This window comes from Burkholderia sp. 9775_39 (assembly GCF_015712225.1).
GTDB lineage: Bacteria > Pseudomonadota > Gammaproteobacteria > Burkholderiales > Burkholderiaceae > Burkholderia > Burkholderia cenocepacia.
Map to the genome: position 1 here is coordinate 47,501 of NZ_JACCQC010000017.1, position 21,438 is coordinate 68,938.

Consider the following 21,438-nt stretch of genomic DNA (forward strand, 5'->3'; position numbering starts at 1 on the left):
CACTGTCCATTTTCAGTCAAGAAAGCACGATGACCGCCGTTCGAAAAAACTTCGCCATGTTGTTTGCGTTGCAGATCTCGACGTACGTCGTGCCGCTCGTCACGCTGCCGCTCTTGACCCGTGTGCTCGGCCCTCAACAGTACGGTCGGCTGTCGTTCGTGCTCGCGGTGACCACGTATTTCATCAATCTGGTGAATTACAGCTTCGACCTGACGGCAACGCCGCGTGTCGCGCTTGCGCGCGACAAGGTCGAGCGATCGAGCATTTTCTGGACGACCATCAGCGCGCAGTGGCTGATAACCGTCGCGGGCTTCGCAGTCCTCGTTGCGATGACGTCATTGATTCCGTACTTCGAGGCCGAGCGCACGGCGCTGCTGCTCGAATTCGGGATGGCAATCGGCGCCGCGCTCACGCCAGGCTGGTACTTTCAGGGCATTCAGAAACTGAGCGTGTTCAGCATGACGGTGGTCGGATATCGCGCACTCAGCGTCGCTGCCTTCTTCCTCTGGGTTCGCACCCCGGACGATATCCTGTACGCGGTCGCCATCAACGCGGCCGTGCCATTGCTCTGCGGAGCTACCTTGCTTGCTTACCTGTTTTTTTGCCGTGAGATCGCGCGTGTCCGCGTGCGGTTCGCCGATATTACCGAAGCGTTGAAAGGCGGCACGCAGGTGTTCCTCGCGTCGACGTCGATCTCGTTCTACGCATCGACCAACACCGTCCTGCTGAGTATCGTTTCCGGTCACGTCGCCGCAGGCTATTTTGCCGCCGGCGACAAGCTGATCCGTGCCGCTGTCGGCATGCTGCAGCCGCTGAGGGCAACGACATACCCGCATATCACTTACCTGATGCATAACGCACGTGACGAAGCGTTTGCGTTCCTGCGCAAGCTGATTGTCGTGCAGGGCGCGCTCGTGCTCGCAATGTCGGCAACGATCTACGAGTTCGCGCCGCTCGCCGTCCGGATCCTGTACGGAACCACGTTCGAGCCGACAGTCGCCGTACTGCGTTGTCTCGCCCTGGTACCGTTCATGGCATGCATGACCGATCTCTTTGGCGTTCAAACGATGCTGCCGCTGGGCATGAAGCGTGTCTTCAGCACCATTCTGATCTCGTCCGGCTTGCTGAACGTCACGATACTGCCGCCGCTTGCGTCGCTGTTTGCGGAGCGTGGGGCCGCCATTGCCGTCTTGATGGTCGAAACGACGGTGGCCGTCGTACTCATGTACGTGCTTTTCCGCGAACGGGTTGGCCTGATCAACATGCCGGCGAGATCGAGGTAACGCGGTTCGCGAGGCGACAGGTTGCGCTGCCGTCACGACGATTGCGAGGCAGGGCGACGGTGCGTGTCTTGATTGCGACGACCGCAGGCGCGAGCGCGGCTGGGTATGACGCGGCTCGCGGCCTCGGTCATGGCGACGACTTGTGTCGATCGCCTACAGCCTTTCGAATATTTCCGTCATCATTTTTGCGCTTTTGCTCCAGCAATATTTTTCCGCGTGATGGATTCCCTTCCGCTTGAGCTCGGCTCTGAGATCGTCGGAATCCAGCAGGCGCCGCAATTTTTCCGCAATGTCGTCCTGCGAATATGGATCGCAGTACAGCGTCGCATCGGAGCAGACCTCCGGTAGCGCCGCGGCTTTTCCGACGATCGTCGGACAACCGTATCGCATCGCTTCAAGGGGCGGAATACCGAAACCTTCGTAAATTGACGGATACAGGAAGCAAACCGCATTTTGATACAGCGCCTTCAGTTGCTCGTCGCTGATGTAGCCGACGTACTTGATGTTCGGTTCTGCCGCCGCTACATGATCCTGGTTGCCGAACACGGTCGTGTTTCTCATCCCGACGATGACGAGGTCGACCGACGGATCGTCGAGTTGCCGGAATGCCGCGATGAGCCGGCCGAAGTTCTTGGTGGGATTCATGCTGCTGACCGCGAGCACGAACCGGTTCGGCGTCAGCGAATGGGCGTCGAGCACGCTCGCGTCGGGCTCCAGCGAGTCGAGGTGATCCGCCCCGAGCGGAACGACGCTGATTTTCTCGGTGGAGATACCGCAGTGGTACGCGAGGCGATCCCGTGAAAAACGGGAATTGGTCAGCACGCAAGCGGAGGTTCTCGCCAGGATCCAGAACATGATCCGGTACCACATCCGAAACGACCGCGAAAAATGTGCAGGCGTGTCGAATACCGCCGCATCATGCATGTAGATGATCTGGTTGCGAATGAAAATGGACGCCGAATTGCCGAGATTGACGAGGCGCCCGGAGCGGGCGAAAAATGGCAGGACCAGTTGCTCCCAGACGACGCCTTTGTGAAAGCCGACCTTGACGGTCCGCGCTCCATTCACCTCGACGCCAGGCTGGGGAGGCATAAGGAGGGTCACCGGGTCTTGCGGCTGAAACTTGATGAGCGCGGCGATCAGCTCGCGCGCCACTCGTTGCACTCCGGTCGTCTTCTGTGTCGTAAATCGACCGTTGTAAAGGAGCTGTTTCGGTTTTTTGAAAGCGGTCATGTCCATCATTGCATATCGAATTCAGAATCGGGCCTTGATGTGATCCAGGGCAACCGGTTCGAAACCGCGAGTACCGGCGTGAGACTCGACGGTATCCAGACCGTACAAGGCGTGCCACTGCCGGAAGACCGTGTTCATCGAAAACCTTTGAACCGCCCGCGTTCGGGCCGCGGCACCCATTTTTTCGCGAAGTTGCCGGTCGTCGCGCAGCTTGGCCAGATACGCGGCCATCTCGTCGACGCTTGACGCGACATATCCGGTCACGCCGTGAACCACCACATCGCGATTGCCGACGACGTCCGTCACCACGGCCGGGATGCCCGCAACCTGGGCCTCGATCAATGCGACCGGCATGCCTTCCCAGCGAGAGGTCTGGACATAGATGTCCAGTCCCGACGTGAGTGCCAGCGCGTGCGCGCGAGTCACCCAGCCGCTGCAGATGACGGCCTTGCCCTGGCGCGGATCCGGAATCTCGTTGGCGTCGCCGCCGATCCAGAGGAAGTCGACGTCGGCGCGCCGCAGTTTGGCGGCGAGTTCGACGAATGCGTGATGGTTCTTCTGGAACGATGCCCGACCGCTCATTCCGATCACGGTTTTGCCATCGTCTCGTGTTCGGCGGGGCAGGATCTCGGCAACATCGACACCGTTTTCCACGAGGACGGCCGATTTGGCGCGGACCTTTTCCTTGATCTCGCCGAGTTCGCTGCCCGAGCAAGCGACAATGGTGCCGCCGATATGCGCGGCGATGCGTTCGAAGTTCAGATAGGCGCTTTGCCGCATGCGCGAAATGTCGAAGCGCAGGAATGAAAGCCCGTGAGGCGAATAGAGGACCCTGGCATCGGGGGCGGCAATCCTCGAAGCGAGACGCCCCAGCACACCGGCCTTCGACGAATGCAGATGAATCGCGGCCGGTCTGCAGTCGCGAAGAATCCTGACCAGCGCGCGTACGCTCAGCAGATCCTGCCGGATGCTGACCTCGCGAGTCATGTCGACGTGGATCAGCTTCACGTCAGGACGAAACAGCGTCGAGAAATCGGCCGGTGTTTCCGGTCGAATCGAGTGCAGTACCGTTACGTCGATGCCGGCCGCCGCGGCATGGTTGGCAAGCTGGGTCAACATCGACAGCACGCCGCCACCGAACGCCTCGGCGATATGAACGATCTTTTTTGTGGTCATCTTTCGGCCTGTCGGTTCGATCGCGTTTTTCATCGCTCGCCGTGAAAGTGGTTGGACGGCGGATTGTCAAATTGCCGGACGGTTGCGCAGATGCAATGCCATGCCGATGAGGTATGGATTCCTAATTTGTGAATCCATGAAGATCGAGAACATTGAATCCGTCGCGCCGGGGCCAAAGGTGCGTGATCCACTGGCGCCGCAGGTGGCGTCGACGCAGGTTGAGATCGGGCCACAGCCACGCGAGATCACGCGACCGAAAGTACCTGCCGTGGCGTACATCCGGTGCTTGAGTCATTGTGCAGCGCATGCGCGACGCGCTGGGTGCGATGGCTTACCGACGGAGGGATTAGTCGATCGCGGCTGCTGTCTGACGACATTCGTCGAGCGATTTGTCGTGCGGGTATTCGCGCGATGTACGCGTAACGCTTCGTGGAATGGCGCCGCACCACGTCGAGCTGGTGCCGGATATCTTGGTGTGCTGACGCACCGAGGGCCGCCCGGATCGAATGGTCCAATGGAAGGCGCCGTTCCGTTCGTTTCAACGGAGTCGCCGGTCTGCGCGGCGCTCGACGGTTGGCCGGAATACAGCCGGTTGCCATCGCCGGGAGCGATCGATGTCCAGGCAGCCGGCATGAATCATGTCTACCGCGAAAGCGGTTGTTCGAGCGCGCGTGCCAGCGCCGTGCGCCAGATTGTTCGAGGGAACGGATTCACTATGCGTGCTTCACGATGCCTGTCTCGCGTATGCGCCGTGATCGCCGGCATGTTCATGGCTGGTGGGTTGTGGTGGCCTGGGTGCGTCGTGGCGGCGCCCGGCGTGTCCACAGCAGGTACACGGCATGAGGAGGTGCCGGATGCGTACGTTTATCCCGCTTCCGGCTCGGCCGATCAGGCGGATGAGCTGCAACGCGTGCTGGACGGCTTGCGTCCCGGGCAGCGACTGGTGTTCGCGCCTGGGCGGTATGTGGTCGGCCGTTCGTTGATCGTGCGGCGGCCGCATGTCGTGTTGTCGGGGTACGGCGCGACGCTGACGGCGACCAGGCCGGGTGACCAGACGATCGAGATGCGGGGCGACGGTACGACGCTGGTCGGATTCCGGCTCAAGGGCACCGGCACGACGCGTCTCGCGTCGCGGGAGTCGACCAAGGTCGAGGTCACGGGGCACGACGTGCAGGTGCTCGACAACGTCGTCGAAGGCGGTGCCAGCGCCGGCATTTTCGTGTTTGGCGGCACGGGCGTCGCGATCGTCGGAAACGAGGTACTGTCGACGCTTGCCGACGGCATTCACATGACGCATGGTGCGCGCGACGTGCTGGTTCAAGGCAATGTCGTGCGTGACACCGGTGACGACATGATTGCCGTGGTGAGCTACCGCGGCGACGGGGTGCTGAGCCGCAACGTGCTGATCACGCGTAACTCGCTCGAAGGCAACACGTGGGGGCGCGGAATTACGGTGGTCGGTGGCGCGGACGTGACGATCTCGAACAACATCGTACGCAACGTACAGGTGAGCGCGGGGATTCTCGTCGCACAGGAGGACAGCTTCCAAACCTACGGCGCGTCCGGTGTCCGGATTGAGAATAATGTGATCGCGAACATCCAGACGGCGATCGGCCGGACCGATCCCCGCCCGCTCACGCAGCAGGGCGCGATAGAGGTCAGCACGTGGTCCGGCGCGGTGACGCAAGTGGCCGTGGTCGGCAATCGCGTATCGCAAGCACGCTTCGACGGCATTCGCCTGTGGGGGAACGTGTCCGGGGTCCGGCTCGCGGACAATCAACTGTCGGGGATCGGCGGCATGCCGGTACGGGTTGGCCCGAAGCACGATTGCGTGGTCGACTCCCCGACATCCGGGCCGTGTGCGATGACGCTTCAATCCCGCTCGGCCGCGCCTGACGTAGTCGGTGCGGATACGTCGTTGCTCCCGCGCGTACGCGAACTCGTCGGGCAGCCTCGTTGATTCCCGGCGCCGCCGGTCGACGGCGGAACGCGCGTCGCGAACGACGTCGACCGCTATCGGGTTCGCATGCGACGCGGGCGGCGCGTCGTGTCCGCTATGTCTGTTGGGCCGGCAGTGCCTCGACCGCCCGCCCATACTGATCCTCGAAGCGAACGATATCGTCCTCGCCGAGATAGTTGCCCGACTGCACCTCGATGATTTCGAGCGGAATCCGGCCGGGATTCTCGAGTCGATGCACTTCGCCGACGGCGATGTACGTCGATTCGTTCTCGCCGAGCAGGAATGTTTCAGTGCCGCGCGTCACCTTCGCGGTGCCGCGCACGACGATCCAGTGCTCGGCGCGGTGATAGTGCATCTGCAACGACAGCCGCTTGCCGGGTTCGACCACGATCCGCTTCACCTGGAAGCGCTCGCCGAAATCGATCGAATCGTAGTGGCCCCACGGCCGCTGCACCTTGCGATGCTCGCTCGCCTGTGGTCGCTGGTCGGTCTTCAGGCGCGCGACGATGTTCTTCACACGCTGCACGTCGTGCTTGTTCGCGACCAGCACCGCGTCGGCCGTCTCGATCACGACGACGTCCTTCATCCCGACGCATGCGATGAGGCGGCCTTCCGAGCGCACGAGGCTGTCCTGCGTATCCTCGAACACGATCGGGCCGCGCGCGACGTTGCCGTCGTCGTCCTTCGGCATGATTTCCCAGATCGCGTCCCACGTGCCGACGTCCGACCAGCCGGCCGCGAGCGGCACCACGATGCCTTCGATGCCGAGTTCGCCATGCTCCGCGAGGCGCTCCATCACCGCATAGTCGATCGAATCCGATGGGCACGCGTCGAAGGCCGCCGCATCGATCCGGAAGAACGGATCGTCGGCGACACCCGCGCGCCACGCGGTCTCGCAGGCCGCGTGGATGTCCGGCGCGAGCGCACCGATCGCCTTCAGCCAGACCGATGCGCGTGTGACGAAGATCCCGCTGTTCCACCAGTAGTCGCCCGATTGCAGGTAACGCTCGGCGAGCGTCGCGTCGGGTTTTTCGACGAAACGCCCGATCGCGTAGCCGCCCTGGCTGCCGTGGCGGCCGGAGCGCGGCTCGCCGACCTGGATGTAGCCGTAGCCCGTTTCCGCGCGACGCGGCAGCACGCCGAGCGTGACGATCGCGCCTTCCTGCGCGTAGCGCGCCGCGCGCGCGACCGCATCCTGGAACGCGCCGTCATCGACGATCACGTGGTCGGCCGGCATCACGGCGAGCACGGGATCGTCCGCGAGCGCGCTCGCGTCGAACGCGGCCAGCGTCAGCGCAGGCGCGGTGTTGCGCGCGGCAGGCTCCAGCAGGATGCGGGCGGGCGCCGAGCGACCGTGCACCTGCTCGGCGCTCATGAAGCGATGCTGTTCGCCGCATACCAGCAGCAGCGTATCGCCGAGCGACGCGTTCGCGATGCCGTTCAGGCGGCGCGCGGTTGCCGACAGCGGCGATTCGTTCGAGACCAGCTCGATCAGCTGCTTCGGATACTGTTCGCGCGACAGCGGCCACAGCCGCGTGCCGGAGCCGCCGGCGAGGATCACCGGCAGGATGCTCGGCAGATCGGGCTCGGGAACCGGATGAAGGGTGCGGGTCATCGGTTCGCTCCGGTATCGGCGGGTAGCCGGGTGTGAGCGCGGCCGTCGGCGCGCGAGTCGTCGTTGCGCGAGACCGAAACGGCCCGCGACAGCAGGTGACGCAGCGCGCCGGCGGCGCGGTCGGCCGACCGGACCAGGCCGACGAACGGCGCACCCTGTTCGAGATACGGGCCGTAGGCCTTGCGGAATCCGAACCGTTTGTAGAACGCCTGACGCGGCGCAGGGACGTGCGTGCGCACCGCGGTGTCCGGCCATGCGGCCTGCGCGGCGGTGAGCGCGCGCCCGATCAGCCGCTCGAGCGTGTCGTCGTCGCGGCAGCTTTCGCTCGTCAGCACCTTGTCGATCACGACGTCAGGATCGATGTCGTCGCCTGGCAGGATGCGCGCGTACGCGGCGACTTCCGTCGTGTCGCCGTCGTGCACGCTCGCGAAGACGTGCAGCGCGCCCGCGTCCTTGCCGTCGATGTCGAGATGCGTGTGGGCATCCTCGACCACCAGCACGGCGTTGCGCGCGCGCAGGATTGCATAGAGATCGACGGCGCTCAGATGTTCGAATTCACAACAATGCCATTCCATGATGCTGTCCTCGCGTGATGCCTTCGGCACGTCGCGCCGCACGGACGCGATCGTTCCGTGCGGCGCGGCGATCTTCATCATCCGGAAGCACGGTCCGGCGGTCTGTTCGAAAGCCTACTCACGCTCCGGATTCGCACGCCGGGCGCGGGATGCGAGGCGATGTTCGCGACGCGCGAGCGTCGCAATGTGCGGTAGCACACACCGTCGGGGCCGGTGCCTTTTCATAATTGATTCATCGTGGCGGCGTGCAGCGAAGCGCGGCCGGAGGACATCGCGCACGAACCGGGCGCGGGGCGCGGGACCGACGATTGCGAGTTCACGATGGGCGCTCGTGCATGACGGCGCCGGGCACCGGTTCGTCGTCGATTGCCTCGCGCAGGCCGGTTCATGAGGCCTCGCGGCGTTTCATTTGGAATCGTGCGCACCTGCGCGGTGCACACGTCCGGCCGGCGGTATGCTGCCGGTTGCGCGCATGTATGGCTGTCGCGATCTGCGGTGCGTCTGCTTCCGTTCGAACCGCGCGGGTCATCCGGTCTGGCGAGAAAGGATGGCCATCATGCTGCACCGCACGACGTGTGTGCCGGCGCGCGGCGTTCACGCCGATCGGCGGGAATTCGCCTAAAAGCGCCGGCGCGGCGCGACGCCGCTGATTACGACGTGTAACGGCCGGGCGGTCCGTGCGCGGCCGGAAGGCGGAGCGGCTACCCGGCGGTGCGCGCGATTATGCGATCCGGGAAGCACGGTACCGCGGTTTTGGGGAGATTTCGATGGAAATCGCGCGCAATCGACGGAATCAATCTTGCAGAAAAGTAGTATTTGCCACTGATTGACGGGAATGGTCAGAGATAATCAAATCTCAGTGGTCAAACGCGCGGAGCGCGCGGCCACGGGCAGCGTAACCGACTGATTCAGGTTTATCTTTTGGTAACAAGGTCATCTCGAAACGGGGTGTAAATTCAGGTGCGGATGAAATGGGGCGGTCAATCCGGCGCGGTTTTGGCGGCCCTCCGGTTCAGCATCGGGCGCGACTGTCGTGTACGACGCGACGCACATGCGGACGGAATTTCCGTTTGCCGACGTGCCCCGCCTGACGGCGGGTCGCTTCAAAGCCGGAATGTTGTGGCTCCCGCAGCCGCGCATTCCGTTCGAGTTCGATGACAACGAGGCCGGATGACATCCGGCTCGACCTCCGGGGGTTCTCGCCGTGTGCAGTTTCGATCTTCGCCAAAGCTGCGGAAACGCAGCGCGGAAAGGCGGCCATGCGCCGCCGGCCGCAGCGCACGCGAACGGTTCGCGGAGTGCAGAAAGTGATGGTTCGTTATGAATATGCCAATAACGCGCGATAAGAGCGCCGGCGCGGGGAGCGGTAACGGGCAGCGTCCGCTGATTTACTGGACGCAATCGCCGTCCGTGATGCTGCGAAAGGAATTGTCGCGCCGCGACTGGAAAGTGTCGGTCGTCGCCCATGCGAGCGAGCTGCGCGACACGTCCGGCGAAATTACGTGCGGCATTCTCGATCTGAGCGGCGGCCACGCCGATGCGATCGGCAGCATCGCGTCGACCTGCGCGTCGATGCGCGACGTCGTCTGGGTGGCGCTCGTGGATGTCGGCCAGACCGCGTCGCCGAACGTGCGGGCGCTGTTGCGCGACTACTGTTTCGATTACGTGACATTGCCGGCGTCGCATCAGCGGATCGCCGATACGGTCGGCCATGCCTACGGCATGGAATGCCTGTTCGCGCGCGATCGCGAACAGCTCGAATCGGAGGAAAAGGGCATCGTGGGCACCTGCAGCGCGATGCTGCGGCTGTTCGATACGGTGCGGCGTTTCGCGCGCACCGACGCACCGGTGTTCGTGTTCGGCGAAACGGGAACCGGCAAGGAACTCACGGCGCTGGCGATTCACCGCCATTCGGAGCGACGCAACGGCCCGTTCGTCGCGGTCAACTGCGGTGCGATTCCGCCGCACCTGCTGCAATCGGAACTGTTCGGCTACGAGCGTGGCGCGTTTACCGGCGCGAACGCGCGCAAGATCGGCTACGTCGAAGCCGCGAACGGCGGCACGCTGCTGCTCGACGAGATCGGCGACCTGCCGCACGAAAGCCAGGCGAGCCTGCTGCGGTTTCTGCAGGAGCGTTCGATTCACCGTCTTGGCGGCAGCGACCCGGTGCCGGTCGACGTCCGGATCGTGTCGGCGACGCACGTCGACCTGCGCGATGCGATGGAGGAAGGGCGTTTTCGCGCCGACCTGTTCCACCGTCTGTGCGTGATGCGCATCGACCAGCCGCCGCTGCGGGCACGCGGCAAGGACATCGAACTGCTCGCGCACCACATGCTCGAACGCTTTCGCGGCGATGCGCGCCATCGCGTGCGCGGGTTTTCGACGGATGCGATCACGGCGCTCTACAAGCACGACTGGCCGGGCAATGTCCGCGAGCTGATCAACCGCGTGCGCCGGGCGGTCGTGATGACGGAAGGGCGCCTGATCACCGCGCAGGATCTCGAGCTCGAATACTGTCTCGACGCGGCGTCGCCGTCGGTGGCCGACATCCGCAAGTCGATCGAGCGCGAGGCGATCGAAACCGCGTTGCTGCGCACGCGTGGGCGCGTCGCCGCTTCGGCGCGCGAACTCGGCGTGTCGCGCGCGACGCTGTATCGCTGGATGGAGGCGTACGGTATCGAGCGACCGCGCGGCACCGGCTCGTCCGACTGAGGCGCGGCACTGACACGGAGCGGCACGACGCTCGCGGCGGCTGCGAGCGTCGCGTCACCCGGCCTGCGTAGCCCGCACCGCGCGCGCGGCGTTCACCGCGCGGATGTCTACCGTCGGTGGCGCGCTGTCGCCAGCCGTCGCGGGCTTCCCGTCGGTTTGCAACGGAACGAGCGCGATGCGCGCCGGCGTGCCCGGCGCGAGATGGAACCAGTCGTCGCTCGGCATGAAACCCGGCGCGTCGATCTGCACATGGCGTGCGACGTGCCGCGTATCGATGTCGACGTGCCAGGTCTCGCCGGTGCGGGACACGCATGCCTCGATCCCGGGCTCGCGGCGCGCCAGCACGGCCGGATGCGTGCGGGACGGAAAATGGAACGCCTGCGACAGCAGCGTGCCGTCGTCGGCGCGCAGCGTTGCAACGACCGTATCGTGTTCGCATGGGCCGAAGCGGTACGCGTAGGTCCAGTCGAAGAAGCGGCCGAGCAGCTCGGCCGAGCCGAGCCGCACGGTGTCGTGCGCGGCGATCCGCACCGGGCCGCCGGCCCGTGCGACCGGCGTGCGGCCGTCGCGCAGCGCGACCAGTTCGACCGCCGCCGACAGCGGCGCCGGGCGTTCGTTGACGACATGCACGTCGAGCCCGTTCAGGCCTTCGTCGACCAGCAGCACCTGGATCGGCTGCAGCACCTGGCGCAGCGCATACCAGGCCGATTTCGGCCGGTGCGCGGCGTCGATCACGCCCCATCCGGCGCCCGGCATCACGTCCTGGAACTGCCACACGAGCGCGCCGGCGCAACGCGAGCCGCTGCGTCGCCATTCGGAAAAGGTCTCGCGCATCACGTCCGCGATCACCGCACGCGACAGCTCGAAATAGCGTGCCGGGTCCTCGCGCCGCAGCTGGTCCGGCGCGACGTCGTACAGCGTCTGCAGATAGTGGTCGCGGATATCTTCGAAATCCCACGACGTGCCGGGGTCGCGCGGCACGGCCGCCTTCCAGCGCGGCTCGTGCACGCCCGGCCAGCCGAGTTCGGCGAGCGTCGCATCGCACGGCACGTTCGCGAACGCGAGGCATTCGCTCGCAAAGCGCACGTCCGCGCGGCGCGCATCGTCGAGCGGACGCAGGTACGCGCCGACGCCGTAGTAGTGCGACACGCGTTCGCGCGGCGTGAACGGCAGCACGCCGCCGTCGGGCGAATCGGGCACGTACGGAACATCGGGGCGGTGCGCGGCCGCGTGGCCGGCCAGCCGGTCGGCCGTCAGCTCGAGGAAGCGCTGCTTCGGCCCGAGCCCGGACATCGCGGCCTGTTGCGCGATCTCGCTGCCGCCGCACAGCACGGCCAGCGACGGCGACGCGCCGTGACGCAACAGCAACTGGCTCGCTTCGCGATCGACGTTGGCCGCGAACGCGGGATCGTCGAGCGCGTAATCGAAGTTCGCGAAGCCGAATTCCTGCCAGACCAGCAGTCCGAGCCGGTCGCACCAGGCGTGGAACGCGTCGGCCTCGTAGGTCATCGTGCCGCCGACGCGGATCATGTTGAAACCGGCGTCGCGCGCGAGCCCGAGCAGGCGGCCGTAGGTCGCGTCGTCCGCGTGCAGCGCGAGCGGCGCGGCGCTGCTCCAGCATGCGCCGCGCGCGAATACGGGCACGCCGTTGATGCGCAGCCCGAACCCCTTGCCGTCTGCGCCGGAATCGATCTCGATCGTGCGGAACCCCGTCGAGCCGAGCGGCAGGCGCGCGTCGCCGATATGCAGCGTGATCTCGTAGAGCGCCGGTTCGCCGTGCGTATGCGGCCACCAGCGACGCACGTTCGGTATCGCGACGCTCGCGCGCAACTGGCCGGCGCCGGCGCGTTCGAGCGTCGCGTGATGGTCGCCGCACGACAGCCGCGCGACGAGCGGTTCGGGTAGCGGTGCGGCGAACGTCAGTTCCGCGTCGAGCCAGCCCGTGTCGCCGTCGACGCGTGCATGCAGTTTGCAGTCGCTCGGAACGGGCGCGTCGGCCGGATCGAGCACGTCGACGGGCCGCCACGGGCCGGTCGGGACATACGGCGGAAACCAGCCCGGCATGTGCCCGAACAGCGACGTGCGGATCGTGCGCAGCGCGGCCGGTTCCGCGAGCCGCGTGCGCCAGCGCGCACGGCGCGGCGCGCGCGCGTCGCGCAGGTGCGGCGCGAGCGCACGGAAACACACGGTCAGCCGGTGCGTGCCGTCGAGCGACACCGGTACGTCGTGCGCGACGAACATGCTGTCCGAGTGGTGGATCGGCGTGTCGTCGAGCCAGGCCTGCGCGAGCGTCGCGAGGCCGTGAAAGCGCAGGATGCGCGGCCCGCGCCCGCGCAGCTCGAGCCGGTACCAGTGGTCGCGCTCGTCGAGCGACGCGGCTTCGTCGAGCCGGCCAGCCAACGCGAGCGCCTGCGCGACCGTGCCGGGCACCGGCGCGGCGATCCAGCCGCCGTGGTCGTCCGGGAGGTCGCGCGGGTCGCGCACGGCGCCCGCGGCCGTCGCCAGCAGCGACCACGCGGGCAGGGCGCGCGCGCGCGTCACCGCATGACCGACACGGGTGCCGTGTCGTAGCGCACGGGTGTCACGTGCCGCAGCGGCGCACCAATCTGCCGCGCGCACGCGACGAGGTCGGTGTACGCGGCCTCGATCGCCTCGAGCGTCGAATCGCCGCGCTCTTCCTTGCCGCGCGCGCATGCGCGTGCGAGCCGGAATTCGAGCACCATCGCTTCCGACGCGATGCGATCGCACGCGGCACGGATCTCGGCGAACGGCCCGGTGCAGCCGCTTGCCTGCAGCCAGCGGGCATAGTGGCCGAACAGTTCGAAATTCGCGCCGAGCTGCCGCACCGAATTGAACGAGTACGCATGGAAATGCTCGAGCGGCGCTTCCGCGAGGATGGGCGCGTCGGCCTGCAACTGCCGGCGGAATGCCGCGATCGGATCGACGACCGGCAGGCGCCGCAGGTGACGCTGCAACGCGGCCAGCGACGCTTCGCAGAGCGCGCGTTCGTCGAGCGGCGCAAAGCGTCGCTTCGCGCATTCGACGTACGGCGGCAGCGTCATCGGCGAACTGCCGCCGACGAGCCCGTTGTAATCGAAATCCTCGGCGACGTAATAGCCGCTGTTGTGGAAGTAGCCGATCTGCTGCTTCTCGCGGTCGATCGCGTCGATGCCGATCGTCGTCTTCGTGTGCTGCGTGCGGTAGCTGCTGCCGCGCGTATCGGGCAGGAACCACGCATCGACCTCGACGATCATCAGATGGCCGCGCGCGACCTGCGTCTCGATGTGCTGGTCGAGCGGCTCGTAGATCGAATGTTCCTGCACGACGATTCCGTAGAGCCGCTCCAGTTCGTCGTGCGGAAACTTGAAGAACGTGAACTGATCGCCCTCGAAGTCGAGCGCGATCGTGAACGGCAGCGCCGCGTACGGATTGAGGCCCCACCACCGGAGCACCTCGAGCCACATGTCGACATAGCAGTTGGTCTGCTTCCAGACCATCTCCTGACTGTGCAGCGGGTGCGGCCGGTAGTGGCGCGCGCGGTGGCGCACGTCCTCGAACGATGCGTCTTCGCCGTCGCGGGAAACGAACCTCATCGCGTACCCCACAGCACGTCGCGAACCTCGCGCGGCCATGCGTCGACGTCGAAGCCATGGTGGCGGAACAGCGCGAGCGTGAGCCGCTCGAGGCCGAAGCCGACGCAGCCGGTGTGCGCGACGTCGCCCGTCGCGGTGCGGATGTCCCACAGCAGCCCGAAGTGGTCCATGTGGTAGTTGAAGCTCAGGCACGCGGTCTGGCGGTCGTCGTGCTCGATCGGGATCAGCAGCTCGAATTTCAGGTTCTGCTCGCGCTGGCTGTTCGCGACGATCTTGCCGCCGCGCCCGAAGAACGGGTCGTTCGCGAGATCGATCGCATTCGGCAGGCGCAGCGCTTCGATCATCCGCGTGCCGCGCTCGATCCACGTCTCGCGGAACGAGACGATCTGCTCGGGCGTGCCGATCCGCACGTATTCGCGCATCCGGAACAACTGCATGCGGGTCGGGTCGAGCGACGGTTCGTGACGGAAGCAGTACGAGAATACGTCGACGATCCGGCCGTCGGCGGGCAGCGCGCCCGCGCGGGCGACGACGGGATACACGGGGTAGCACGCGGCCGGCGTCATCACGACGTAGGTCGGCTTCTGGCTTTCGGTCCAGTCGTCGCCGCGATCGAGGCATTGCAGCACGCGCTGATGCTGGCGCTCGTCGCCGCAAAACGCATGCACGCTGCCCGCCAGTTGCGGGAAGCTCTTCATGTATTCGCTGCGCTCGAACTCGGTGCGGCTCATCGCCGGCGGGAAGCGCAGCACTTCGGCCTGCTGGTCGGCGCCGACGCGCGTGACGAACGCGTCGAGCGCCTCGACCACGCGCTCGAATCGTTCGCTGCGACCGAACAGGCCCTGGATGCCGGTCGAGACCAGCAGGCCCGCGTCGATCAGCGCGTCGCGCAGCGGATTGACGCCCGCGCGGTCGAGCGGTGCGTCGGCGGGAGCGGAGGCGGCGGAGGGCACGGCGAGGCGATCGTTCACGTATGTTTCTCCAGCGTCGCAGGACGCAGCGCGAGCAACAGGCTCGCAGTGTTGGCGGCAATGCGGTCGTTGCTGATCATCAGCGGCGCCGCGTGCAGGTCGCGAATGTGGCGGCCGATGCTGAACGGCGTGCCTTGCTTGTAGCCGGCCATCCCGCAGATCATCATCGCCTGGTGCGCGACTTCGAGCGCGGTTGCCGACACGTAGGTCTTCAGCGTATTGATCTCGGCGGCCCAGGCCATGCCGGCCGACCACGAGCGGGCCGACGCGTTCGCGTGGAGGCGCAGCACGTTGTCGACGCGGGCCTGCATCGCCTGCATCAGCGCGAGCGATTCGGCGATGCGCCGCGCGGCGGGCGACGGTGCGCCGTCGGTCTGGCGCGCCTGCGCGCGGAAGAACTGGTGCGCGCGATGGAACGCGTCGCCGGCGACGCCGATCCACACCGCGGCCCACAGGATGTGCGAGACCGGCACCATCGTTTCTTCGGCGATCTTCGCGAACGGCACCGGCAGGCATTGCACGGCGGCGCCTTGCGCGTCGAGCACGAAGCCGTTGCTGCAGGTGCCGCGCATGCCGAGCGTGTCCCATTCGCCGCGGCGCGTGAGCGTATAGCCGTCGCGCAGCAGAGTGACGAGCACCTGCTCGGAAGCCGGCGCGTCCGCATCGCGTCGCGCGGTCGCGAGAATGCCGTCGGCATAGTCGCCGTACGAGATCGTCGGCGCGGATTTGTGCAGCCGGAACCCGCCGCCGTCGGTTTCGAGGGCGCACTGGCTCGCGCGCAGGTTGCCGCCGACGCCGTCTTCCGACGTGGCCGAGGCGAGCAGCCACTGGTGACGCACGAGCTGTTGCAGGAACAGCTTGTGCCAGCCCTGGTCGGCGGCGTGATTGACGATGCAGGCGACCTGGATCTGGTGCATCGCGAACACCATCGCCGACGATGCACAGGCCTGGCCGAGGATCGAGCAGGCCGACGCGATGTCTTCCAGCGACGCGCCAGCGCCGCCGAGATGGGTCGGCACCATCGCGCCGAGCAGGCGGCGCGCGCGCATCGCCTCGATCGCCTCGACCGGGCAGCGCGCGTCGCGATCGACCGCATCGGCATGCTGGGCGGCGATCTGCGCGACCGCATGCGCGGCCTCGTCGAGCCGATGCGAATCGCTGTCGGGCGCGAGTTCGGGTAGCAGCGCGCTCATGCGGAATGCTCGGTGCGTTGCAGCGTGGCGATCGTGTCCGCGAGTGCGTCGATGCTGCGGAACAGGTTGCGGTTCAGCATCTCGTCGGGAATCTCGATGTTGAACTGCTTTTCGATCGCGAGCATCAGCTGGATCGTATCGAGCGAGGAGAGGCCCGCTTCGTAGAGGTCGTCCCCGTCACCGATCGAATCGATCGCGGCTTCGAGATGGGCGACGTGCTTCAGGATGGTTCTGATTTCGTTTTTCACGTGCTGCTCCGGCGTGCGTGGTGTCGTCCGCTCGGGCAGACGCGCGACAAGCGCTGACATCCCCCCGGCAGTCCGGCATCAGTAGACCATTGGCAGACACGGCGTTCTGTTCGCCACCCTACAAACAGCTGACCCTGCACGCGGGCGGCGCCGTCGCGCCGTCCCGGTCCGGCACGTTGATCACGTGCGCGACGCGGCCGGCACGCCCGAGTCGGCCGACAGGATGCGCTTCATCTCGTCGCGCACGATCGCGCGGCAGCCGCACGACATTTTTTCGAGGCCGTCGAGGTCCGCGAGCTCGATCGAGCTGCGGTATTGCCGGATCAGGCCGAGTTTCTGGATTTCGCCGGCGGCGTCCGTGACCGTCTCCCGCCGCACGCCGAGCATTTGCGCGAGCATGCTGTGCGTCACCTGGATCTCGATGCTGCGCGTGCGATCGAACGCGAGCAGGAACCATCTGCATAACTGATGTTTGAGCACGTGGTGACGGCTGCAGAACGTGATCTGCGACACCTGCGCCATCAGCAGCCGCACGCAGACGAACACGAGATGGCGAATCACCGGCGACGCGTCGAACGCGGCGGCGAAGACGCGCCGGTCGAGCCGGTAGACGAAGCCGTCGCGGCACGCGAGCGCACGACACGGCATCCGGCCGCTGCCGCCGATCACGTCGTCGCAGACCACGCTTTCGCTGCCGATCTCCGCGACTTCCAGCGTCATGCCGCCGGACGACACGTACTGCAGCGAAATCGCGGTCGTGACCGGCAGGTAGACGGCCGTGAGCATTTCGCCGGGTTCGCACAGCACTTGCCCGGATTTCAGGTGAACGAGTTGAAGGTGGGGCGTCAGCGTGGCGAGTTCGTCGCGGTCGATGGCCGCGAGAAACCGGTTGGCGTCGAAGCTGTGGGAAAGCTCGATCATGCCGTTCGCATACGCGACGGCGTCGGGGGCCTGGTGAGTCACGGCGCATCCTCGCAGGGTGGCGGTCGCGCGTCGTCGCGGCGAATCCCGCAACGGGGATTTCGCACGATCGTGCGGACTTGTGTTGATCGAAAGCGGAATGACGATACTGGCGAAAAAGGCTAGCACGCAATCGAATTCGGGCAATTTCGCATTACGTCATTTCACAAAGTTTGACGATTGCGGTTCAGTGCAAACGTTATGCCGATTTAATGATTCATTTTCAAGGGATTAATTGTCCGGAAATGGATTGGTGCGCTTTCCTGTCATTCGATGTCGAACCGGAATCAATCGAACGACGTGGCGCATCGTACAACGAAAGGCTCCCGCGACATTGAACATTATTTGACAAATAAACGGGGAGCGCCTGATTCTTCATTGGGATCAATGGCTTGAGCATGATGTGTGCGGTAGCGGACAGAGCCTCGAATTAGTGTCCCGATTCAAATTTGAGACAGTTTGAAACAAGCGTGTGAGGTGTGGCGGCGTCGGCAAATGCTGCGCTGCACATCACGGAAACAATTGAAAATCGGCTGTAAGTATTTGAACGGTAAGCGTCGCGGCCGTCCTCCGATCGCCCGCGGCCGATGCATGGGAATTGATCAGTCGAATGCGCGCTGTGTCCGTTGCGTGGAGGAGTGTCCGGAAATGAGACGTTTTTTTGATTTTGGGGACGGTTATTCGGGCGCGCTAAATCGGACGTGATTCATATATTAAGGATGGACGGCTATTGGCACGTAAATCGCTTATTCGGGCTGGCGTGTCGAAACGGGACAGTCGACTCAATCCGGCGATGACAAGCCGATGGTCAGTCGGATTCAGGGTTGTGGGCCGCAACCGCTGTCAATGTCCGGGCGCGCATCGCGATAACGAGTTCCGTGCACGCGGCTGCAGGCGGCGCGGACAATAAAAGGGATACAGACATGCTTCATCTTCACTCGAGCTACTCGGCGAATGCCATCCTTGCTGCCCTCCCGGAGGACAGCATCCGCACCATCGCACCGCATCTCGAACTGGTCAGGATCAAGGCCGGGATGCTCGACCGGGTCGGCGAGCCGATGCGTCATCTGCACTTTCCGACGACGGCGATGATGTCGGTCCAGCACCTGATGGAAGACGGCGCGATGGTCGAGGTGGCGGTGGTCGGCCGCGAGGGCGTGGTCGGGCTGGGGACGCTGGTCGGCGGCGTCGCCGCGTCGAGCCGGGTCGAGGTGCGGATCGGCGGGATGGCGTATCGCGTGCCGAGTTGCGTGATGCGCGCCGAGTTCGAGCGGTCGCCGCAGACCTATCGGCTGCTGCTCAACACCTGCCAGGCGACGATGGCGCAGATCTCGCGCAGCGCACTGTGCAATCGGCACCATTCGGTCAGCGAGCAACTCAGCCGCTGGCTGCTGCTCGCACACGACCGGATCGACGGCGACGAGCTGACCGTCACCCAGCAGACGATCGCGAACATGCTCGGCGTGCGGCGCGAAGGCGTGACGGAAGCGGCCGGGAACCTGCAGGAAGCCGGCCTGATCCGGCAGCGCCGCGGCCGCATCACGGTGCTCGACCGCGATGGCCTCGAACATCACGCGTGCGAATGCTACGACCTGATTCGCGCGGACTATCGCCGGCTGCTCGGCACGCGCGGGAATACGAGGCCGGCGACGGTTCGCCCGCGCATGCCGGAAGGGCGTTGCGGTTTCCCGGCGCACGGTGCGTGACGATGCAGTCGATGTCCGGTGGAACGAATGCGATGCGGCGCGCCGCGATCGCGGCGGCCGACGTCGTGCTCGTGCTGGCCGGCGCGCTCGTCGCGCAGGCTGCGTCGGGTCTCGGCTGGCATGCGCTGTCCGACGCGCAGCGCGGCGCGATCGCGCTGCTGTGCGTGCTGACGGTGGCGCTGCTGCCGCGCTACCTGCGCACCGTGCGCGGCGGCGTCGCGGTGCAGGGCGGCGCGCACGCGCTGACGCACACGCTGGTGGCGGTGGTGTGCGCGAGCGTGCTGACGGTGGCCGGCACGATGTGGATCATGAATCGCGGCGGCACCGTCACGACCCGCTGGATCGTGCGCACGGTGCTCGCCGGTGACGCGGCGCTGCTGCTCGGCCGCGCGGCGTTGCTGGCGTTCGCGCTGACGCGCGGCGATCCGCGGGGGCGGCAACGTCGCGTCGCCGTCGTCGGCGCAACCGGCTACGGGCGGGTGGCGATCGAGCGGATGCAGCGCGCGCCGAATGGCCTGTTCGTGGCCGCGTGCGTATTCGACGACGATGCGCAGACCGCCGCGGGCGGCATCGGCGGCGTGCCGGTGATCGACGACTGGCCCACGTTGCGCGACCTGATTCGGGGCGGCGACATCGACGAGGTCTGGCTCACGCTGCCGATGTCGCACGAGTGGCGGATCCAGCGCATCGTGCGCGAATTGCGCGACGAGTTCGTCGAGTTGCGGCTGTTGCCCGACGTGCGGCAGATGGCGGTCGTCGATCGCTCCGCGACCGACCTGCTCGGCATGCCGGCGATCAATCTCGCGACCACGCCGCGCGCCGCGCCGGAGCTATGGGCCAAGTTCGCGTTCGACCGGCTGTTCGCGTTCGGCGTGCTGATTCCGTTGCTGCCGCTGCTGACGATGGTGGCGATCGCGGTCAAGCTGTCGTCGCCGGGGCCGGTGCTGTTCAAGCAGCGCCGCAAGGGCGTCGACGGCCGCGAGTTCCATATCCTGAAGTTCCGGACGATGCGCGTGCACCGCGTGCAGCCGGGCGTCGTGCGGCAGGCGTCGCGCAACGATTCGCGCATCACGCGTGTCGGCGCATTCCTGCGGCGCACGTCGCTCGACGAGCTGCCGCAGTTCTTCAACGTGCTGTTCGGGCAGATGTCGGTAGTCGGCCCGCGTCCGCACGCGATCGAACACGACGACCTCTATCGGCAACTGATCGATTGCTACATGTACCGCTACCGCGTGCGGCCCGGCATCACCGGATGGGCGCAGGTGAACGGCTATCGCGGCGAAACGCGCAAGGTCGAGGCGATGGAGGCGCGCGTGAAGTTCGATTTGTTCTACATGCAGAACTGGAGCTTCTGGTTCGACATCAAGATCATCCTGATGACGGTGGTGCGCGGCTTCATCGGGCGCAATGCATTCTAAGGAAGACGAATCATCGAAGCGGCGCCGCGTGAGCGACCGTATCGACGGAATGAGGCCGGCTCGTGCGCACGGAACGAAGCGATGTGGCCGCATGGGAAATTGCTGCGCTGCGTTTGCGCCGACGGGGCTTCGCCACGCGCCCCTTCGGTCGCGATTCCGCGTCCGTCCCCAGTTTCGTCCCTCCGCCGTCGCATGACCGGCACGCTGATTCCGGTCAACACACGCGTGTTCAATGGGTTTATCCTGCGTCGAATGCGTCCGGCGTTTTGCGCGTCCGGTCGCATCATCCGGATGCGGCGGCGCAGGTCATGCCTGCGCGTCGCGCACCGGCGCGATACCGCGCGCCGCCTTTCTTCGCGCGGAACCGGAACAGGAGAGACGGCCATGTCGCTCGACCAACAACAACGGCAGACGCTGAAACAGCGGCTGAACGAGAGCGAGCAGGCGCTGCGTGCGGAGATCCGCACGAGCGAAGACCAGCGCGCGTCGGAATCCTATGCGGATCTGGCCGGCGCGGCGCCGGACGAGGGCGACGAGGCGAATGCCGACCTGTTCGTCGACGTCGACCATGCGTTGATCGGGATGAAGCTGACCGAACTGCGCGCGATCGGGCGCGCCCAGCAGCGGATGCGTGACGGCAGTTACGGCGAATGCATCGACTGCGACGGCGCGGTCGGCTACGAGCGGCTGCTGGCGCGGCCGACCGCCGAACGTTGCACGCATTGCCAATCGATCTACGAACGACGCTACGCGACGACACCGCGCGCGTCGCTCTGACGCCGCGGCTCCAGCCGC

At 65.8% G+C, this 21,438-nt stretch carries 16 protein-coding genes; 6 read left to right on the forward strand and 10 right to left on the reverse strand.

Features of this window, described 5'->3' with window-relative positions:
- The first annotated feature begins 29 nt into the window (after positions 1 to 29).
- A complete protein-coding gene (locus H0X90_RS22580) occupies positions 30 to 1,283 on the forward strand; it encodes an oligosaccharide flippase family protein (protein ID WP_043204741.1) in 1,254 nt (417 codons plus the stop codon).
- Between the two features lie 153 nt (positions 1,284 to 1,436).
- Here the strand turns inward: H0X90_RS22580 and H0X90_RS22585 are convergent, their stop codons facing one another.
- Together H0X90_RS22585 and H0X90_RS22590 are read right to left on the reverse strand one after the other, a co-directional pair.
- The gene (locus H0X90_RS22585; RefSeq protein ID WP_059723497.1) at positions 1,437 to 2,516 is read right to left on the reverse strand and encodes a glycosyltransferase family 1 protein; all 1,080 of its coding nucleotides are present in this window, start codon (positions 2,514 to 2,516) and stop codon (positions 1,437 to 1,439) included.
- Between the two features lie 21 nt (positions 2,517 to 2,537).
- Complete coding sequence (locus H0X90_RS22590) at positions 2,538 to 3,692, reverse strand: glycosyltransferase (RefSeq protein ID WP_048985589.1); 1,155 nt, start codon at positions 3,690 to 3,692, stop codon at positions 2,538 to 2,540.
- A 715-nt stretch (positions 3,693 to 4,407) separates the two neighbouring features.
- Between H0X90_RS22590 and H0X90_RS22595 the strand changes: the two genes are divergently transcribed.
- A complete protein-coding gene (locus H0X90_RS22595; RefSeq protein WP_102898591.1) occupies positions 4,408 to 5,652 on the forward strand; it encodes a right-handed parallel beta-helix repeat-containing protein in 1,245 nt (414 codons plus the stop codon).
- A gap of 94 nt (positions 5,653 to 5,746) precedes the next feature.
- Here the strand turns inward: H0X90_RS22595 and H0X90_RS22600 are convergent, their stop codons facing one another.
- Together H0X90_RS22600 and H0X90_RS22605 are read right to left on the reverse strand one after the other, a co-directional pair.
- Positions 5,747 to 7,267 carry a mannose-1-phosphate guanylyltransferase/mannose-6-phosphate isomerase gene (locus H0X90_RS22600; protein ID WP_006490764.1) on the reverse strand — a complete coding sequence of 507 codons (1,521 nt, stop codon included), beginning with the start codon at positions 7,265 to 7,267 and terminating at the stop codon, positions 5,747 to 5,749.
- Complete coding sequence (locus tag H0X90_RS22605) at positions 7,264 to 7,842, reverse strand: drug:proton antiporter (protein WP_012493292.1); 579 nt, start codon at positions 7,840 to 7,842, stop codon at positions 7,264 to 7,266. The genes H0X90_RS22600 and H0X90_RS22605 overlap by 4 nt, the downstream gene beginning before the upstream one ends.
- A gap of 1,320 nt (positions 7,843 to 9,162) precedes the next feature.
- Between H0X90_RS22605 and H0X90_RS22610 the strand changes: the two genes are divergently transcribed.
- Positions 9,163 to 10,554 (forward strand): sigma-54 dependent transcriptional regulator, encoded by a 1,392-nt coding sequence (locus tag H0X90_RS22610; RefSeq protein WP_012493293.1) that lies wholly within the window; start codon positions 9,163 to 9,165, stop codon positions 10,552 to 10,554.
- A 54-nt stretch (positions 10,555 to 10,608) separates the two neighbouring features.
- On the opposite strand, the gene H0X90_RS22615 is transcribed toward H0X90_RS22610, so the two are convergent.
- The 6 genes from H0X90_RS22615 to H0X90_RS22640 all read right to left on the reverse strand — a co-directional run bounded on the left by H0X90_RS22615 (position 10,609) and on the right by H0X90_RS22640 (position 17,522).
- Positions 10,609 to 13,095 (reverse strand): glycoside hydrolase family 2 protein, encoded by a 2,487-nt coding sequence (locus H0X90_RS22615; protein WP_077189172.1) that lies wholly within the window; start codon positions 13,093 to 13,095, stop codon positions 10,609 to 10,611.
- Positions 13,092 to 14,147: a DUF1839 family protein gene (locus H0X90_RS22620; protein WP_034203354.1), complete on the reverse strand. Its 1,056-nt coding sequence runs from the start codon at positions 14,145 to 14,147 to the stop codon at positions 13,092 to 13,094. Before H0X90_RS22620 ends, H0X90_RS22615 begins: the two co-directional genes overlap by 4 nt.
- The gene (locus H0X90_RS22625) at positions 14,144 to 15,118 is read right to left on the reverse strand and encodes an amino acid--[acyl-carrier-protein] ligase (protein WP_006494989.1); all 975 of its coding nucleotides are present in this window, start codon (positions 15,116 to 15,118) and stop codon (positions 14,144 to 14,146) included. Before H0X90_RS22625 ends, H0X90_RS22620 begins: the two co-directional genes overlap by 4 nt.
- The gene (locus H0X90_RS22630; RefSeq protein WP_006494988.1) at positions 15,115 to 16,311 is read right to left on the reverse strand and encodes an acyl-CoA dehydrogenase family protein; all 1,197 of its coding nucleotides are present in this window, start codon (positions 16,309 to 16,311) and stop codon (positions 15,115 to 15,117) included. The genes H0X90_RS22625 and H0X90_RS22630 overlap by 4 nt, the downstream gene beginning before the upstream one ends.
- Positions 16,308 to 16,559: an acyl carrier protein gene (locus H0X90_RS22635; RefSeq protein WP_006490451.1), complete on the reverse strand. Its 252-nt coding sequence runs from the start codon at positions 16,557 to 16,559 to the stop codon at positions 16,308 to 16,310. Before H0X90_RS22635 ends, H0X90_RS22630 begins: the two co-directional genes overlap by 4 nt.
- Positions 16,560 to 16,739: 180 nt before the next feature.
- Positions 16,740 to 17,522, reverse strand: a complete 783-nt coding sequence (locus tag H0X90_RS22640; RefSeq protein ID WP_006494986.1) for a Crp/Fnr family transcriptional regulator — start codon at positions 17,520 to 17,522, stop codon at positions 16,740 to 16,742.
- Between the two features lie 920 nt (positions 17,523 to 18,442).
- On the opposite strand from H0X90_RS22640, the gene H0X90_RS22645 reads away from it, so the two are divergent.
- From H0X90_RS22645 to H0X90_RS22655, 3 genes are all read left to right on the forward strand, one after another.
- Complete coding sequence (locus tag H0X90_RS22645) at positions 18,443 to 19,225, forward strand: Crp/Fnr family transcriptional regulator (RefSeq protein ID WP_006494985.1); 783 nt, start codon at positions 18,443 to 18,445, stop codon at positions 19,223 to 19,225.
- Positions 19,226 to 19,236: 11 nt separating this feature from the next.
- Complete coding sequence (locus tag H0X90_RS22650) at positions 19,237 to 20,643, forward strand: undecaprenyl-phosphate glucose phosphotransferase (RefSeq protein WP_077189191.1); 1,407 nt, start codon at positions 19,237 to 19,239, stop codon at positions 20,641 to 20,643.
- 384 nt (positions 20,644 to 21,027) lie between these two features.
- Positions 21,028 to 21,420, forward strand: coding sequence for a TraR/DksA family transcriptional regulator (locus tag H0X90_RS22655; RefSeq protein WP_012493297.1), 393 nt, complete (start codon positions 21,028 to 21,030; stop codon positions 21,418 to 21,420).
- Positions 21,421 to 21,438: the final 18 nt, after the last annotated feature.

Bases quoted from the DNA above. Each gene is read 5' to 3' on its own strand.
- H0X90_RS22600 (WP_006490764.1), bottom strand. From the start codon at position 7,267: ATGACCCGCACCCTTCATCCGGTTCCCGAGCCCGATCTGCCGAGCATC.
- H0X90_RS22610 (WP_012493293.1), top strand. From the start codon at position 9,163: ATGAATATGCCAATAACGCGCGATAAGAGCGCCGGCGCGGGGAGCGGT.
- H0X90_RS22620 (WP_034203354.1), bottom strand. From the start codon at position 14,147: ATGAGGTTCGTTTCCCGCGACGGCGAAGACGCATCGTTCGAGGACGTG.
- H0X90_RS22580 (WP_043204741.1), top strand. From the start codon at position 30: ATGACCGCCGTTCGAAAAAACTTCGCCATGTTGTTTGCGTTGCAGATC.
- H0X90_RS22630 (WP_006494988.1), bottom strand. From the start codon at position 16,311: ATGAGCGCGCTGCTACCCGAACTCGCGCCCGACAGCGATTCGCATCGG.
- H0X90_RS22605 (WP_012493292.1), bottom strand. From the start codon at position 7,842: ATGGAATGGCATTGTTGTGAATTCGAACATCTGAGCGCCGTCGATCTC.
- H0X90_RS22650 (WP_077189191.1), top strand. From the start codon at position 19,237: ATGTCCGGTGGAACGAATGCGATGCGGCGCGCCGCGATCGCGGCGGCC.
- H0X90_RS22645 (WP_006494985.1), top strand. From the start codon at position 18,443: ATGCTTCATCTTCACTCGAGCTACTCGGCGAATGCCATCCTTGCTGCC.
- H0X90_RS22590 (WP_048985589.1), bottom strand. From the start codon at position 3,692: ATGACCACAAAAAAGATCGTTCATATCGCCGAGGCGTTCGGTGGCGGC.
- H0X90_RS22655 (WP_012493297.1), top strand. From the start codon at position 21,028: ATGTCGCTCGACCAACAACAACGGCAGACGCTGAAACAGCGGCTGAAC.
- H0X90_RS22585 (WP_059723497.1), bottom strand. From the start codon at position 2,516: ATGACCGCTTTCAAAAAACCGAAACAGCTCCTTTACAACGGTCGATTT.
- H0X90_RS22595 (WP_102898591.1), top strand. From the start codon at position 4,408: ATGCGTGCTTCACGATGCCTGTCTCGCGTATGCGCCGTGATCGCCGGC.